Origin of the sequence: Aquimarina algicola (assembly GCF_006443095.1) — a bacterium.
In the GTDB taxonomy this organism is placed as follows: Bacteria; Bacteroidota; Bacteroidia; order Flavobacteriales; family Flavobacteriaceae; genus Aquimarina; species Aquimarina algicola.
In genome coordinates, this window is the sequence record NZ_VFWZ01000004.1 from 370,802 (window position 1) to 388,590 (window position 17,789).

At 32.6% G+C, this 17,789-nt stretch carries 15 protein-coding genes; 4 read left to right on the forward strand and 11 right to left on the reverse strand.

Annotated elements, in window-relative coordinates:
- Positions 1–16 precede the first annotated feature (16 nt).
- The 5 genes from FHK87_RS15330 to FHK87_RS15350 all read right to left on the reverse strand — a co-directional run bounded on the left by FHK87_RS15330 (position 17) and on the right by FHK87_RS15350 (position 6,870).
- Positions 17–682, reverse strand: coding sequence for a hypothetical protein (locus FHK87_RS15330; RefSeq protein ID WP_140594631.1), 666 nt, complete (start codon positions 680–682; stop codon positions 17–19).
- The gene (locus FHK87_RS15335; RefSeq protein ID WP_140594632.1) at positions 672–1,595 is read right to left on the reverse strand and encodes a hypothetical protein; all 924 of its coding nucleotides are present in this window, start codon (positions 1,593–1,595) and stop codon (positions 672–674) included. Before FHK87_RS15335 ends, FHK87_RS15330 begins: the two co-directional genes overlap by 11 nt.
- A 5-nt stretch (positions 1,596–1,600) precedes the next feature.
- On the reverse strand, positions 1,601–1,999 hold the full coding sequence (gene tssD / locus FHK87_RS15340) for a type VI secretion system tube protein TssD (protein ID WP_140594633.1): 399 nt from the start codon (positions 1,997–1,999) through the stop codon (positions 1,601–1,603).
- Between the two features lie 769 nt (positions 2,000–2,768).
- Positions 2,769–3,791: a quinone-dependent dihydroorotate dehydrogenase gene (locus FHK87_RS15345; protein ID WP_140594634.1), complete on the reverse strand. Its 1,023-nt coding sequence runs from the start codon at positions 3,789–3,791 to the stop codon at positions 2,769–2,771.
- A 175-nt stretch (positions 3,792–3,966) separates the two neighbouring features.
- Positions 3,967–6,870, reverse strand: a complete 2,904-nt coding sequence (locus FHK87_RS15350) for a TonB-dependent receptor (RefSeq protein ID WP_140594635.1) — start codon at positions 6,868–6,870, stop codon at positions 3,967–3,969.
- Between the two features lie 156 nt (positions 6,871–7,026).
- Here FHK87_RS15350 and pepT point away from each other — a divergent pair, with 156 nt between their 5' ends.
- On the forward strand, positions 7,027–8,268 hold the full coding sequence (gene pepT, locus FHK87_RS15355; protein WP_140594636.1) for a peptidase T: 1,242 nt from the start codon (positions 7,027–7,029) through the stop codon (positions 8,266–8,268).
- A gap of 74 nt (positions 8,269–8,342) precedes the next feature.
- On the opposite strand, the gene yajC is transcribed toward pepT, so the two are convergent.
- From yajC to FHK87_RS15375, 4 genes are all read right to left on the reverse strand, one after another.
- Entirely contained in the window at positions 8,343–8,636 is a 294-nt protein-coding gene (gene yajC, locus FHK87_RS15360) for a preprotein translocase subunit YajC (protein ID WP_140594637.1), read from the reverse strand.
- A gap of 6 nt (positions 8,637–8,642) precedes the next feature.
- Positions 8,643–9,122 (reverse strand): DUF1573 domain-containing protein, encoded by a 480-nt coding sequence (locus FHK87_RS15365; RefSeq protein ID WP_140594638.1) that lies wholly within the window; start codon positions 9,120–9,122, stop codon positions 8,643–8,645.
- 51 nt (positions 9,123–9,173) lie between these two features.
- Positions 9,174–10,118, reverse strand: a complete 945-nt coding sequence (gene nusB / locus FHK87_RS15370; RefSeq protein WP_140594639.1) for a transcription antitermination factor NusB — start codon at positions 10,116–10,118, stop codon at positions 9,174–9,176.
- Between the two features lie 88 nt (positions 10,119–10,206).
- The gene (locus FHK87_RS15375) at positions 10,207–11,310 is read right to left on the reverse strand and encodes a Leu/Phe/Val dehydrogenase (protein WP_140594640.1); all 1,104 of its coding nucleotides are present in this window, start codon (positions 11,308–11,310) and stop codon (positions 10,207–10,209) included.
- 138 nt (positions 11,311–11,448) lie between these two features.
- Here FHK87_RS15375 and FHK87_RS15380 point away from each other — a divergent pair, with 138 nt between their 5' ends.
- The 3 genes from FHK87_RS15380 to FHK87_RS15390 all read left to right on the forward strand — a co-directional run bounded on the left by FHK87_RS15380 (position 11,449) and on the right by FHK87_RS15390 (position 16,353).
- Entirely contained in the window at positions 11,449–13,206 is a 1,758-nt protein-coding gene (locus FHK87_RS15380) for an ABC transporter ATP-binding protein (RefSeq protein WP_140594641.1), read from the forward strand.
- A 78-nt stretch (positions 13,207–13,284) separates the two neighbouring features.
- Complete coding sequence (locus FHK87_RS15385) at positions 13,285–13,677, forward strand: PUR family DNA/RNA-binding protein (RefSeq protein WP_140594642.1); 393 nt, start codon at positions 13,285–13,287, stop codon at positions 13,675–13,677.
- Between the two features lie 162 nt (positions 13,678–13,839).
- The gene (locus FHK87_RS15390) at positions 13,840–16,353 is read left to right on the forward strand and encodes a M14 metallopeptidase family protein (protein ID WP_140594643.1); all 2,514 of its coding nucleotides are present in this window, start codon (positions 13,840–13,842) and stop codon (positions 16,351–16,353) included.
- A gap of 13 nt (positions 16,354–16,366) precedes the next feature.
- Here FHK87_RS15390 and FHK87_RS15395 read toward each other — a convergent pair whose 3' ends face one another.
- Positions 16,367–17,233, reverse strand: a complete 867-nt coding sequence (locus FHK87_RS15395; protein ID WP_140594644.1) for an alpha/beta fold hydrolase — start codon at positions 17,231–17,233, stop codon at positions 16,367–16,369.
- A gap of 1 nt (position 17,234) precedes the next feature.
- Positions 17,235–17,699 (reverse strand): Mpo1 family 2-hydroxy fatty acid dioxygenase, encoded by a 465-nt coding sequence (locus FHK87_RS15400; protein WP_140594645.1) that lies wholly within the window; start codon positions 17,697–17,699, stop codon positions 17,235–17,237.
- Positions 17,700–17,789: the final 90 nt, after the last annotated feature.

Genomic DNA, 17,789 nt, shown 5'->3' on the forward strand with positions numbered 1-17,789 from the left:
AAATTTGTTATGAAATTTACATTCTAATCTCTACAGGTATCAATGCATAGTCAAAGTTTCTATTTTTTGAAGTCATAAATCTTTGAATAGAATCTTTTACAGATGTTAATATTTTTTTTTCTATATCTGTTGGTATAAACCTCTTACACAAAATTGAAACTTTTTGATCTCTATACCTTAAAACTGCTATTTTCATTGATGATTTTTGAATTTTAAATCCTTTATCAAATACGCTAAAGCCAAATGTATATAATTTGTGTTTTGTGTATTCTCTGATCTCTTCTTTAAAAATTGAATCTGTACCAATATTTTTATAATCTTTGAATAACTTCATATCATATAAATATTCACAAGGAAGAGGATAAGTAGCTTTCTTTAGGTCTAATGTAGTTTCAATCCGTTTTTGATACCATTTTGTTTCTTTTTCTTTTATAGTAATAATCAGATTATCGTCCACAGTCAATAAAAAATCATCATTATCCTGCTGTCCATAATTATACCTCTGAGTGATAAATTTTAAATAGTCATTGAAATCATCCTTCGTTTCAATAGGGTGAAAGGTTGTAGAATAATCCGTAATCGTAAAATCAATGTCTTTTACAACCTGTTGTTCTTTATTTTTATTCTTACAACTTAAGACAAAAAAAGCAAACAAACTGATAATGAAACACTTATTTGTCATAAATAAAATTATTAATTAAACGATAGTGTTCTGCTGAAATTACTTCTACAATAAGAACAGTATTTTCACCTTCAAAATGAATTGCATTAGTATATGAAGACCCTGTAGCAGTAGCATAATTCCCCATAAAATCAAGAGAGTTAACCATAGAATTAGATTCATTTCTTGCTACATAAGTACCTCTTATTGGAATCGATATGTTATTAATTACAATAATCGTATCAAAAAAATAATTCCCTATTCCTGCACCAAATCTACTAGTACTCCTTTCGACTGAAGCAATATGAAAACTTTTAGGATAAAAATGATCAGTACTTCTAGTTTTCTCATAATATCTTGCATGGTAAGCATCCCTCTGGCTCAAAATCGCATTCTCGATCTTAGGTTTTAATTTTGCACCTATATAGCTTCCGATATCAGTACGTATTCTACTCCCACCCGATCCTACAAAATCTCTAACTTTATCTAGCCAACTGGTATTAGCATCAAAGTGCGCTTTAATATCTTTCATGCTTTTGCCTACATACTCATGATCCGAAGGCAAATCAGGATCATTGGCAGAGGTAACGTCTTCATGCCAGACATAGGTTTCTTTTTCTTTATCATACAACCAATCAAACGGCAAATCTGTTTGTTTAAAATAGGCTTTGATACCATATTCAAGATGGTTTTTAAAATACCTATCAATATGTTCTGCAATATCATACCGGCTCAAAAACACTCCGCTAAAACACGTTTCAATAGTAATCACCAGTTCGGTTTTATACTGCTCAAAGGCACTCTCGATACGCTCGTGTATCAAATCCATCGACTCATTTTGGACCGCATCGTCAAACACCTTACGGATCAATCCCTCGAACCGATCATCCAAAAAATTATTGACCATCTTTAGTCGTAAAAACAGTACACTCATAGGATCTATTGTTTTGTTGGCCAATTGTTATTGTATTCTACGACACCTACCTTAATATCTTTGGCACTGATGACCATTTGTATTGTCATGGGTTTGTTACTATTGCCATCATAATCCTGTGCATAGTGCAAACAGTATGCATCTTTGAACTCCATCGATTGTAGTGTAGACATACTATCATTATTATAGAATATAATTTTACCATTTTTGGTCAGTGTAGAAGATACTGCCCATTCTGCAAACAAGTCTGCTTTTTTTTCATATCGAAGAGCGATAGTAAACTTGCCAGCTATTGGTGCAGAGTTAGGTCTACCATTATAATCACTGTTTTGATCTATTGCAGAGGTACATCTGTCTAATATAAAAGTATGGCCGTCTATTTCGAGTTTTGATAAAAATGACATGGTTTTAAAAAAAATTAAGGTTTAAAGAATCATTACATGTTATACATCAATAGACGATTAGGCATATAATAATATGAATATGCTTTAGTGTTTACTTGAATCGTTATGTTTGGGAATGGGTTAGCTTCTTACAAAAAAGCCCAGCGCTTCTAGTAATTCGGGGTGTTTTTTGAGCGCTACTTTTGCAATTTTCTTAAAATTACGCACCCAGTCCTTAAGATCGTCAAAGGCTTCGTTTTTATCACGAGTAGCTTGCTGTGACTCTGCATTCTCTTTTTCGTATAATTTACGAGCATCTTTAGCAGCCTTATATAAGGTTTTCTACCTTGATTAAGGTGTAGTTGATTAATGCTGTATGTGTACCTTCTAAACGATCCGCTTCAGACTGCCTCGTCCTTTTCATAAATATTGAGTTTTTGTGTTATAGTGAGATAAAACTAGTAATATTCTTTAACTAGATGACATTCTGGTTAGGTTTTTTTCTACAAACTGATAAATTTTGTGGTATCACCGTAACATTGGTAATTTTTAACGTATATTTTTGATTGTTTACACACAAAATGTAGTAAACTGCATTATCCCAATACTGTCTTTATATGAAAAATGTATTATTTGATGTTATAGTGAATTGCCTTTCTGTAAAATGAAGTACTTCAACATAAAGTGAGTCAAATCATGTAAAATTGAATCAAATCACGTCATTTTGATTTGAGCTAAATCATGTAATTTCTGATGATTTATCCTCAAAACAATTGTTAAAAAAACAATATTAATTGCGCAATAAAGATTTGTTGATGTCTTTGATCAACTTTGGACCTTCATAAATAAAACCGGTATACAATTGAACCAAACTGGCTCCTGCTTCTATCTTTTCTAGAGCATCCTGCGCACTATGTATCCCTCCAACTCCTATAATCGGAAAAGCTTTGTTACTTTTTTCTGATAGAAACCGAATCACTTCTGTAGCACGATTAGTTAGAGGTTTACCACTCAACCCTCCATTTTCTTTGGTCACTTCGGGATTAGAATTAAGATTTTCTCTAGAAATTGTAGTATTGGTAGCGATCACACCTGCTATTTTGGTATCTTTTACAATATCAATAATATCTAATAGTTGATCATTACTCAAATCCGGAGCTATCTTAAGCAAAACAGGCTTTGGATTCTGTTTTTCTTTATTTTTAGATTGTAATGTATTAAGCAATTCTGTTAAAGGTTCTTTATCCTGCAAAGCTCTTAGGTTAGGGGTATTTGGCGAACTTACATTGACTACGAAATAATCTACATGATCAAAAAGCGCATCAAAACATATCTTATAATCCTCTACTGCATTTTCGTTAGGTGTGACTTTATTCTTGCCGATATTCCCCCCGATCAAAACCCCCTTATTCTTTTTTAATCGTTGTACAGCTTCTGTTACTCCTCCATTATTAAACCCCATTCGGTTGATAATAGCACTATCTTTTTTGAGCCTGAATAGCCTTTGCTTAGGGTTACCGGGTTGCGCTTTGGGAGTAAGTGTTCCTATTTCTACAAAACCAAAACCAAAATTTGACAACTCATTAAACAGTTTTGCATCTTTATCAAACCCTGCTGCAAGACCTACCGGATTTTTAAAAGTAAGCCCAAAAACAGTACGTTCTAATCTTGGATCGTTAACTTGGTATATACTTCTGAAAATCGAAGGAAATAAAGGAATTTTAGAAAGAATACGAACCATTTTGAATGTAAAATGATGTACACTTTCCGGATCAAATAAAAATAATATGGGTCTCAACAGAAGTTTATACATGTCTATGGATTTGCTTGCGCAAAAATATAAGTTTAGCTATGAAATGAGAAGTGATTTTGTCAAGAATATAAAAACAAAAAGATCCCAAACTCAGTTTCGGGATCTTTTTATATCTTAATACCTTTACGAGTAACGCAAAAGTGTGGTATTATTTACACTAAATTATCTTACTGTTCTATTTCAATACAAAGTTTACTCTTGCAAACAAAAACCGTCCGCCGATACCAAATTGCTGTGCTCTTCTAGACCAATCAAACCTACCACTACTTCTGTTATTTTGATTTCCGTCTACACCTGGTTCAAGGTCTTGATCTGCTCTATCAGGATAGATATCTAATAGATTATTGGCCCCTACTGTAACTGTAAAGTTTTCTGACACCTTATATCCAAAAGAAAGATCTGTTACTACTTTTGCCTCAAATACTTGTTGTCTCTCTACAATATCTGTGGCTTCTGTAACCTCGCCAAAATATACATTTCTAAGAAATACATTAAACTTGTTTGCTACCAAATTGTTAGACAAGTTAATTTTGGTTCTTGGCACGGCTTCTTCTAGATACACTCTACTATCTTCAGGAAAATAGGTTTCGACCAATCCGGCATTTTCTAAAACTTCTGAAGCTTTTATATCTCCTACTTTTCTGGTTTGAGAAAAAGTAGCTGCAAGATCAGATTTTAATTCCATCGCAGATCCTATTGGTGTTTTGTGGGTAATCACAATATCTAACCCTTTGGATTCTGTATCAATAGCATTGGCAAAGAAAGCGGCTCTGGTCGCATTGGCTTGTGCAAGTAGGTTATCTAACTCTGTTCCTGTTCCCGGTCCTTGAAATTGTCCCGTAAATACGACTCTATCATCTATTGCTACAAAATACCCATCTACAGTAACTGATAGATTAAGATCCGGGATTTTTGCAGTTGCTCCCAAACTAATACTACGAGAAGTCTCTTCTTTTAATTGTGGAATTCCCAATAAATTAGCCGCCCTGCTATCATTTGCAAACGTTCCTACCTCTTGTGGATTCCCTTCATTATCAAAAATAGTAGATGTCGAATTAAAATTTAATTGATGTAATGATGGAGCTCTAAAACCTGTATTAGCAGCAGCTCTAAGGTTTATATTATCTGTCAACTTATATCGTGTAGCTAATTTAAAATTTAAAGTAGATCCAAAATCGCTATAGTCTTCAAAACGAGTGGCAAAACTTACTAAGAATTTCTCGGTAATATCAGCTTCGAGATCAAGGTATCCTGCAACACTAGTACGATCTCTTGACAATTCGTTTGCCGGGCTAAATCCAGGAAAAACCTGTGATGCTCCCGGTCGTGATCGTCCAAAAAAGTCTGTTGGAGCCGTCTGAGTAGCACTTATAATAGGTAATCCTGCTACATCATATTGTGTATACGATTCTTCTTCTCCTGCAATAATCTCATAATTTTCTAAACGGTGTTCTGCTCCAAAAGCTACATTAAACCCCGCTAGTACATCCTCGTAATACTTTGTAATATCGAGGTTAGTTGTATTCTGTAAAAAAGAAAAACCTCCTGCATCAAAAGTAGTCGGTGTCGCATTCAAAAGAGAAGCATTTGAGGTATTGGATATGGTATACAGAAAACTATTTTTACCGTAGGTATTACTAAAATCAACATCCCAATCTCCTATTTTCCCTTTGATTCCTATGGCAATGGATCGATCTGTAATCTTTGAGTTGATTTCTGGTAAAAATCCATTAAGATATGCCGGAGTAAAGGTTCTACTTTGATTGGGCAATCTATAAAAACCTGCAGAATTACCTCTTCTAGAACTAATCCCGGCAAAAGAGTACAGTTCTGTACCTTCATCATCCAACGGTAAAGAAAAGTTTGCAAATAATCGCCCTCCTCTCAATTCTGACTGCCCTACTCTCATGTTGTAATCGCTACGTTGCTGCCCTCTTGCTGCAAGTTCTGCATCGGTAACATCAACATTCAAAATAGTTTGCAGTTCTTCTAGAGATGTCGCTCCTTGTATATCAGATTGTAACTGTGTAGAAAAATGATCTACAGAAGAAGCAAAATTCTGAATATCTGATAAGCTCGTTTCTAATGCAAATAAATCTGCTCCTGCTCTAGAAGCTTCAAACTCTATAGCATTATAAGCATTAAAAATATCCCCTTCCCATTCTCTCATTCTGCTATAAAAATCCCTATAATCAAAATCGCCACTAAAATTAATGAACCCTCCTTTATCCCCAAGAGGTAATCCATAGCTTGCTGCTACATTGATCGTTTCACCGTCAACGCCACCGGTTTGGCTTTCTGCATTTCTAGAAAAATTAGCCCCTCCGGTAATAGAAACATTAAGTTCGTTTACACTTTTATTAAGAACAATATTTATGACTCCGGCTATTGCATCTGATCCATATTGTGCTGCGGCACCATCTCTTAATACTTCAATTCTTTGTATCGCTGCTGCGGGAATAGCATTAAGGTCTGTACCTACACTACCTCGACCAAAAGTACCGTTTACATTAATAAGTGATGTAGTATGGCGTCTCTTTCCATTGATCAAGACTAAAACCTGATCTGGTCCCAAACCTCTTAGCGAAGCTGGATCAATATGATCTGTACCATCGGAAATGGTTTGAGTATTTGACGAAAAAGATGGTGCTACAAAGTTTAATAGTTGATTAAGATTAACCTGCGGAGAAGCATTTGCCAGTTCTTTGATATCTAATACATCTATAGGAACAGGATTATCTACAACTGTACGATTTAGGTTTCTCGTACCAACCAAAACGATTTCATCAAGCGAAACTCCCGGTTGAAGTGTAACATCTACAACCGAACCTGAAACTGCCATCTCTTTTGTTTCAAACCCTACATAAGAAAACACTAACACTTGATCAGTACTTGCTTGAATTCTATATTTACCATCAAAATCTGTAATCGTTCCAGTACTCGTACCTTTGACCACAACAGAAACCCCTGGCAAAGGTTGTGCTTGGTCATCTAAAACTGTTCCGTTAATTTCTTGTGCAAAAGATTGTAGTACTAACCCCAAAGAAAACAATACTACAATGATGTAATGTCTAAACATAATTATATTTTTGATTAATAAATGATTTGTTAATTTTAAATGTAATTGAAAACAATCAATACATTAACTTATTTTTAATATAATTAACACTATTAATACTTAAAGCTTAAACAAACTTAAAGTATTAACCAAAATAATTGAATTTTACACAAAGTGATGATTTCAAAAAAACATATTACAGATAGATTCGTAAGTTATGTGACTATCGATACCGAAAGTGATCCCAAGAGTGAAACCACCCCGAGTACTGCAAAACAATGGGATCTTGCCAATGCACTCGTTGAAGAATTAAAAAGTATTGGATTAGAAGATGTAAGCATAGATGAGAATGCTTATATCATGGCTACTTTGCCGGCTAATATAAATGAAGATGTTCCTACAATAGGATTTATTTCTCATTTTGATACAAGTCCTGATTTTACAGGAGCAAATGTAAAACCTCAAATTATTGAAGAATATGATGGAAAAGATATTCTATTAAATGAAAAAGAGAGTATTATTTTATCTCCTGATGATTTTCAAGACTTAAGACAATATAAAGGACAGACACTAATCACTACAGATGGCACTACATTGCTGGGCGCAGATGATAAAGCCGGGATCACAGAAATTGTTACCGCTATGGAATATCTGGTACAACATCCGGAAATAAAACATGGTAAAATTCGTGTTGGATTCACACCCGACGAAGAGATTGGTCGTGGTGCTCATAAGTTTGATGTATCCAAATTTGGAGCTGATTGGGCATACACAATGGATGGAAGTCAAATCGGAGAATTAGAATACGAAAATTTTAATGCAGCAGGCGCAAATGTGGTCATTAAAGGAAAAATTGTACATCCCGGATATGCTAAAGGCAAACTAGTGAATAGTATGTATATCGCACAAGATTTTATCAATTCGCTCCCAAGAATGGAAACTCCTGAGCACACTAGTGATCGTGAAGGTTTTTTCCATTTACACAATATGAATGGTGATGTAGAAAAAACAGAATTACAATATATCATCAGGGATCATGACAGAGAGCATTTTGAAGCCAGAAAAGAAGTCATGATCAAATTAGCAAATGATATCAATTCTCAATATGGTAAAGAAGTAATTACAATTGATATCAAAGATCAATATTATAATATGAGAGAAAAAATAGAGCCTGTGATGCATATTGTTGATATTGCAGAAGAAGCTATGAAATCTTTAGATATTAAACCTCTTATAAAACCTATACGTGGTGGTACTGATGGGTCGCAATTAAGTTTTATGGGGCTTCCTAGCCCTAATATTTTTGCTGGAGGACATAATTTTCATGGCAGATATGAGTACGTCCCAGTTGAGAGTATGATAAAAGCAGTAGAAGTAATTGTAAAAATTGCCGAACTTACTACAAAGTACAAAGCCTAAGAAAAAAAACATTTATCTAAATAAAAAAGAGGAATTCTGAGAACTCCTCTTTTTTATTTTTATGTCTAGCTGTATTACTTTTTTGTAGTAGCAGGTTGATTCAATTTTTGGCTCATCTCTAGAGAAATTGCCGACTTATCGTATGTAAGTTTACCAGCTCCTGTTTCTATAATAACAGCATTATTTTTTTCACTGAAATCAAAGATTTTTCCATGAAGACCGCTTTTTGTTACAACTCGATCTCCTTTTTTTAAGTCTTCAGTAAATTTTTTCTCCTTTTTAGCTTTTTGCATTTGCGGACGTATCATAAAAAAATACATCACTACAAATATTAGTATAAAAGGGAGAAATTGTTGAATTTGATCCATATTATATTATTCGCTTACTGGTGTTCCGCTTGCAGGTTTAGCTTTTGGAGTTACCATTGCTTTGATTTTGATAATTTCTTTACCAGCTTCAGTATTAGCAGTAATTGTAACTTGCTTTATTTGCTGATTTGGCTTTCCGCTAGAGTTAAATTTTACTAACATTTCTCCGGTTGCACCTGGAGCGATAGGTTGTTTTGGCCATTCTGGTACTGTACAACCACAACTTCCTTTTGCGCTTACAATTACTAGAGGAGCTTTTCCTGTGTTGGTAAATGCAAATTTATGTTCTACAACATCACCTTCGTTGATATTACCAAAATCATGCTCGGTTTCTGAAAATTGCATTACAGGAAAGTCTGTACTTTTAGCATCACGATCTGCTGCTATTTCTACATTTTCTTCGTTAACTTTTTCTGCCGCTTTATCTTTGCATGATACAAATGTCATGGCAAAAACTCCAGCTAAAATCAAGATTCCTTTTTTCATTACTTGGGTTTTTAATTAATTTGAGGGTTAAAAATACTATTTTTTCTAATATTACATAAGCCCACGGCCTACTTTATGCAATTTACCATTTTCTGTGTATTCTTTAGATATTTTATCCAAAATACCATTAATAAAAATACTGCTTTTAGGAGTACTATACTCTTTTGCTATTTCTAAATATTCGTTAATTGTTACTTTTACCGGTATGGATGGAAACTTTACAAACTCACAAATCGCCATTTTTATGATGGCTTTATCTAATTCTGCAATTCGATCTTTATCCCAATTAGGAGTTTTATTATCTATCTCTTTGGTAAACTCGGTACTATTAAGTACTGTTTTTCGAAATATATCTTTGGTAAAATTTTTATCATCAATGTCTTTATATAGTTTTGGTAAAGACATATGCTCGTTATGAGAAGATTTTGTCTTACGCAACATTTTGATGATAGATGTATTTACTAAGGGCAAATCATCAATCCAAGTCAATTTTTTGTCCTCTATATATTCATACAATTTATCATTTGGAGCTATAATTTCTTTATAAATATCCAATATGAAATCTTTATCTTCTTTGAAAGATGTCATAGTTGTACTCATATAATCCGAATACAATTCACTATTTCGGATATCCTCCCATAGAATCTTGACATACTCATCATCTAGTTCCCAACAATTTAATTTTTTTCTTTCGATATCAGTTTTTAATTGAGTATTGTTTTGTAATAACAATAATAACTGATTATTAACAAATTTTGTGTTAGGATTTTTTTCTTCTGATGTTGCTAGATACTTCTTTTGGCTTTTACTTAGAAAATCATCGGCAAGTTTTCTAATTTCTACCAGAAGTTGGAGATTTATAAGAAATAAATCATACATCTGATCTATACTATAAAAAAGAAATTTTTCTTCTTTATCAAGATTATCACTTTGTGCCTGCCCCATCGCATAGAGAGACTGCATTACTTTTACTCGAATATGTCTTCTGGTTAACATAGAAAATTACAAAGAACTATACATTAAAAAAGGGCGAAAGTTATTATTTACTTTTCGCCCTGCAAAAATACTATTATTTTTAATCTACCTACTTTAAATTCTCTTTTTTTCTAGCTAAAATTCTTTCTTCTGCTATACTTAGAGCTGCAGCATTCGTAGTGATGTTTGTTGCCTTAGCTTTATTAAGAATATCTAATGTAGTATTATAGATATTTTCTGTTTTAGTTTTGATTTCATTTCTGTCGTATCCTGCAATCTCTGCAAATACATTGATAATACCTCCTGCATTAATTAAGAAATCAGGAGCATATACAATTCCTTTTTCTTGTAACAATACACCGTGAGTGCTTTCGTTTGCTAATTGATTATTTGCTGCTCCTGCAATAACTTTTACCTTTAGTTTATTAATTGTATCATCATTTATGGTTGCTCCAAGTGCACATGGTGCATAGATATCCGCAGTTTCAGAATAAATATCATCTCCTTTGTAAATATGAGCTCCATATTTTGAACTTACTTCTTCTAGTCGTTCTTGATTAATATCACTAATAATAACTTCTGCACCTTCTTCTGCTGTTAGTCTTACTAGCTCTTCACCCACATGACCAATACCTTGTACAAGTATTCTCTTTCCTTTCAACTCATCACTTCCGTAAGAAAATTTGGCAGAAGCTTTCATTCCCATATATACTCCATACGCTGTAACAGGTGAAGGATTTCCTGCTCCTCCTTTTGATTCAGAAATACCTGTAACATATGGTGTAACTTCTCTTACTGTATCCATATCAGAGGTTTCCATCCCTACATCTTCAGCTGTATAATATTTCCCTCCAAGAGTATGTACAAACTTACCAAAACGTTTCATTAGCTCTGGGGTTTTTATTTTTTTGGGGTCTCCTATAATAACTGCTTTACCTCCACCTAAGTCGAGACCGGTAATAGCTGATTTATAAGTCATACCTCTTGATAATCTTAATACATCGTTCAATGCATCCCATTCTGTATTATAGTCATACATTCTAGTTCCTCCTAAAGCAGGTCCTAAAATTGTGTTATGCACACCAATTATTGCCTTCAAACCTGTATCTTTGTCTTGACAGAAAACAACTTGTTCATGATCATTGAATGAGAGTTGACCAAATACGGGAGCTTCTTTTTTTAATTGATTTGCAGTAAACACTTCTGTTATCATAATTACAAAAATTAAAGTATTATATTGAATTATATTTAAAATAGATTCGCTAAAATAGCATTTTTTTATCAAAAATAAAGTTACTATCGCTAAATTTTACGAATTCACTAATAAAAACTTTAAAAATTCCTCTCATTTATGCGTGCATTACGCCACCTAAACAAATATTTTTTAAAATATAAATTTCGACTTATCATAGGACTCATAATCACTATTGTAGCCAGAATATTTACTACACTGGTACCAACTTTTGTAGGAGATTCTGTAGATGTTGTAGAGCAATATATCAATAATGAAATTACAGATATAGAAGCTGTAAAAAGTGGTCTTATCATGAATATCTTATTTATTTTTGGATCTGTACTTATTTCTGCTTTTTTCACTTTCTTAATGAGACAAACTTTTATTGTCGTGTCGAGATATATTGAATTTGATTTAAAAAATGAAGTATTTCAGCATTATGAAAGACTCTCTCTTAATTTTTATAAGAAAAATCGTACCGGTGACTTAATGAATCGTATTAGTGAGGATGTGTCAAAAGTAAGAATGTACGTTGGCCCCGCATTTATGTATAGTGTTAATACCATTACATTATTTGTGGTAGTTATTGGGTATATGATTTCTATAGCACCAGAACTTACCTTGTATACTGTAGCGCCTCTTCCTATATTATCTATATCCATTTATAAATTAAGCGTTGCTATACATAAACGAAGTACGATAGTTCAAGAATTTTTATCTAAATTAACTACTTTTACCCAAGAATCTTTTAGTGGCATAACTGTGATCAAAGCTTATGGCACAGAACCTCAAACCCAAGAAAATTTTACAGAGTTATCCAATGTCAGCAAAGACAAAAATCTTGACCTTGCAAAAGTGCAAGCCTTATTTTTTCCTCTTATGGTTTTACTCATAGGGTGTAGTAATATATTAGTAGTATATATTGGAGGTAAACAATTTATCAATGGAACTATAGAAGAACTGGGGATAATTGTAGAATTTATCATTTTTGTAAACATGCTTACTTGGCCCGTAGCTACAGTAGGTTGGGTTAGTTCTATAGTACAACAGGCAGAAGCCTCACAGGTTAGAATTAATGAGTTTTTAAGTCAAGAACCTGAAATCACAAATACTGTTACAGAAAATACCAAGATCAATGGAAATATTAGTTTTGAAAATGTAACTTTCACTTATGATGACACTAATATAACTGCATTAAAAAACATAAGTTTTGAAATCAAGAATGGAGAAACTATAGGTATTTTAGGAAAAACAGGTTCTGGAAAATCTACTATTCTTGATCTCATAGGTAGGTTATATGATACTTCTTCGGGAGAAATAAAAATTGACAACATACCGTTAAAAAATATTAATCTTGAAAATCTAAGAAAAGTAATCGGATATGTTCCACAAGATGCTTTTTTGTTTAGTGATAGTATTAAAAACAATATAAAATTTGGGAACAACGACGCTACGGACGAAGAAGTATATAAAGCAGCAAAATACTCGGTTGTTCATAAAAATATAATAGGCTTCTCAAAAGGGTACGATACTATTTTGGGAGAGAGAGGAATCACTCTTTCTGGAGGGCAAAAACAAAGAATTTCTATTGCGCGAGCTATTATCAAAGACCCTGCAATATTACTTTTTGATGATTGTTTGTCTGCTGTTGATACTGAAACAGAAGAAGAAATTATTGGTAATCTTAACAAAATTTCAGAAAATAAGACCACTTTTATTGTAAGTCATAGGGTATCTACAGTAAAAAACGCAGATAAAATCATAGTATTAGAAGGCGGTGAAATAACGCAGCAAGGTACTCATAATCAACTAATAAACGCAGAAGGTTACTATAAAAATTTATATTTAAAACAACTTAGCGAAAAAGAAATTTAAGTTTTTTTTGTGCGATTAACAATTTTTTTAGATTTTTGAATCTATCATAACATAGTAATTAATTAATATATACGGATTATGAGTGATCATGAAATGATGGATAAAGAAGAAATTTTCTCAAAAGTTTTAAGAGCAGGGAGAAGAACTTATTTTTTTGACGTAAGAGCTACAAAAGCTGGAGACTATTATTTAACAATAACTGAAAGTAAAAAGTTTACTAATGATGATGGCTCTTTTCACTACAAGAAACACAAAATTTATCTCTACAAAGAGGATTTTGCCGGTTTCACTGAAATTTTAAATGAAATGACATCATTTATCGTTGAAGAAAAAGGTGAAGAAGTTATAAGCGAAAGACACCAAAGAGATTATCAAAAATCATATGAAAAAAATGGAACTGAAGAACATCTGAAAGAAGAAGTTACAGCTTCTACAGAAAGTTTTACGGATGTGAGTTTTGATGACATATAAAATATTATACGATAGTTAAATTTATCTAAACCGTCTTATCCTATAAGGCGGTTTTTTTTATATTAAACTTTTTTTAAAAATACAATCATCTAAAAATCACCTTACATCAATACTAATTATTTTAATTTCCAACACTCTTACTTTTTTAGAAAATCGCTTACAATGAAATATATTTTTACTATTGTCTTTATATGGATTCATCTTATTTCTTTTTCACAAGATGATGTATCATTATCTTATTATCTTCCGCAAAATACAACTTATGACCCTCAAATCCCCACACCTGAGAGTATATTAGGTTTTACTCCTGGCAAATGGCATGTTACCCATGACAAACTAGTAGAATACATGAGAGTTCTTGCTAAGGCTTCTCCTAGAATCACTATTGAAAACAGAGGAAAAACATTTGAAGATCGACCTATTCTTTTGCTAACTATAACTTCAGAAAAGAATCATAAAAACCTTAAAGAAATACAACAAAAGCACATTCAGCTTACACAAAACAATTCTGATGCAGTAGACACGGATAATCTACCGGTAGTTGTATATCAAGGTTTTTCTATACATGGTAATGAACCTAGTGGGTCTAATGCATCCCTTGTAGCTGCTTATCATCTTGCTGCTGCTCAAGGATCTGAGATAGAAGAATTACTAAATAACGTTGTTATACTTTTTGATCCTTCTTTTAATCCTGATGGATTACAAAGATTTGCTTATTGGGCAAATACCAATAAAAACAAAAATATAACGACTGACCCACAAGATCGAGAATATAGTGAAGTATGGCCAGGCGGAAGAACAAATCATTATTGGTTCGACATGAATAGAGATTGGCTTCCTGTTCAATTACCAGAATCAAGAGCACGCATCAAAACATTTCATCAATGGTATCCAAATGTACTAACAGATCATCATGAAATGGGCTCTAATAGTTCTTTCTTTTTTCAACCTGGAGTACAATCTAGAACACACCCTTTAACCCCTACACTAAATCAGAAATTAACAAAAGAAATTGCAAAATATCATGTAAAGGCATTAGACAAACTTGGTTCCTTATATTATACAGAAGAAAATTTTGATGATTTCTATTATGGAAAAGGCTCTACATTTCCTGATATAAATGGCGGTATCGGTATATTATTTGAACAAGGAAGCTCTCGCGGTCACGCACAACAAACAGACAATGGTATTCTCACTTTTCCTTTTACAATAAGAAACCAATTTACAACCGCGTTATCAACTCTTGAAGCAGCAAATGCATTAAAAAAAGAACTTTTAAAATACAAAAAAGACTTTTATAGCAATGCCAGAAAAGAAGCTACAAAAGATGCTTACTTATTTGGAAATGAAAAAGATGCTGCTTCTACCTATCATCTGGCAGAAATTTTAAAAAGACATCAAATCAAGATACATGAAATCAAACAAGATGTAACGATTCAAAATAAGGTATTCAAAAAAGGATATAGTTATATTGTACCAAAAGAACAAAAGCAAAAAAGATTACTTAAGGCTATTTTTGAAAAAAGAACGACATTTAAAGACAGTTTATTTTATGATATTTCTGCATGGACATTTCCTTTGGCTTTTAACCTTGACTATGTTACAAACGCATCTCTTAATTATTTAGGAAATGAAGTATCTACTCTTTCTCATCATGAAGTCGCATCCATAAACCAAAGTAACTACGCATATCTCATGCAATGGCATGAATATTACAGTCCCAAAGCAATGCATCAAATTCTCTCTAAAGGAATAAGAGCAAAAGTAGGCATGAAGCCTTTTTCTTTACAAAATAATAAATATGATTATGGAACCATTCTAATTCCTGTTCAAAATCAGATGTTGAACGCTCAAGAATTACATGCAGTATTACAAAATATCGCTTCTGAAAATCATATTAATATCACAGGAGTTTCTACAGGACTTACGGAGGGAATCGATTTAGGTAGTAATCAGTTCAGAACTTTATCATTACCAAAAATAGCACTATTTACAGGATCGGGCATTACCCCTTATGATGCTGGCGAAGTTTGGCACCTAATGGATCAAAGATATGATATTCCTATTACAAAAATTACGACTGAGGATTTTAATAAAGTTGATCTATCATATTACTCCCACATCATATTACCAAACACAAGTAGACATTACTTTGAAAAAAAAGAAGTAGAAAAACTTAAAAATTGGGTAGAAAATGGAGGAACTATCATAGGATATAGAAATATCGCAAACTTATTTAAAAACCATCAACTCATGTCGATGGAATTTGCTATTCCAAAAATTGAAGCGAATGCTATTTCTTTTGATCAAAAAAGAGATTTTTTTGGTGCTCAGGTTATCGGAGGTGCAATTTTTGAAGCCAAAATTGATCGATCGCACCCAATAAATTTTGGATATAAAAATGATAAAATTGCTTTATTCAGAAATACTAAAATTTTTATAAAACCTGATGAAAAGAGCTATAATAATCCTATACAATACACAAAAGATCCTTTATTAAGTGGTTATATCAGTAAGAAAAATTTAGACTCGCTATCAAATACAGTACCTTTTCGCCATAATGCCATGAAAAAAGGTAATGTCATTCTCTTTACAGATAATACCAATTTTAGGGCATTTTGGTACGGAACCAACAAATTATTGATGAATGCTATTTTTTTTAGTAATGAAATGTAATAGTAGACATAAACTATAAACTTTTTCTAAAAGAATCATAATGGGACAATACTTCATCAGGCGCTTCAACTTGAGGGTAATGTCCTATTTTATGTAGTATTACTACATCCGCATTTGGAACTACCTTTTTATAAAACTCTGCCATATGCTTACCCGAAATAGGATCGAAACCACCATTAATTAGTCGCTTTGGCATATCAGTATACTGTATTGCTTCTCTCCATCTAATTTTATATGTATCTCTTTCCTTAAGGTATTTAATCAATTTAGGAATTATATTTTTACCCGAATTGTAATTTACAACTTCCCAAAATTCATCAATTTCTAATTCACTAGGTTGTGTTTCTTTTCCAAATATTTTTTTAAAATTCTTAGCTAATGTCTTTCTGCCCATAAAATGTTTGATCATTTCCCCAAAAGGAGTTAATAATAATTTTTGGGTAAGTGTTGGAAAATTCGTTTCAGGAAACATCCCTCCATTCAAAAAACAAACAGATTTGATCGTAAACTCGTATGTCGGATTCTCTTTTAACCTTGCTAGCATTTCTTGTACTACCGTATCCCCATAGTCATGAGCAAGAATATGAAAAGATGTAAGCTTCTTTTCTTTTAAAAAAGCTTCCCATAAGTCAACTTGAGCAGAAATGCTATATAAGAAGTTTGTTGGCTTTGCAGAAAAGCCATAGCCAATCATATCCAGACAATATACTTTATGTTTTTCTTTTAGCGTCTCCCACACCTTACACCAATCCCACGATGATGTCGGAAACCCATGAACAAGTAATAAAGGTTCCCCTTTTCCTTCTTCTTTATAGAAAATTTTATATTGATTTTGATAACGGAAATAGCTTCCTGAATTTTTCCAATCCTGTAGTATCATATTATTTCTTACCGAACATTTTTTGAATCACCCAGGCAGGCCCTATCAGCAAAAATTGAAGGTCTTTTAAAAAAGATGGTTTTTTTCCCTCAATCTTATGCCCATAAAACTGTCCTAACCAAGCTGCAACAAATATACCGACAGATACCATCCATAGCGAAGCATATTGACCGATATAGTAATTTACAACAATGCAAACAGAAGAAAAAATTAAAATTTGTAATGCCATTTTGACTGAAAGTCTAATATAAAAGAGCAATACAAATATTAAAACTACAAAAGCCCAATTTTCAACAAGAGGATATACTCCTGGTATAAGCGACGCTAAAATAGTATTAGGAATGCTCATTAACAATCCAACGATCGAGAAAAATATTGCTGGTACACATACAAAGTGAATAGCTATATTAGTTTTATTTTGATGGCTTACAGCATACTCTGTAAACCAAGAGTCCAAAGATTTCATTTTTAAAGTGTTTTTTGATAAAGTTGAGTTTAATTATAACTAAGATACTTTTTTAAAACTTATTTTTACGGAAAATTATAATTTCAATTA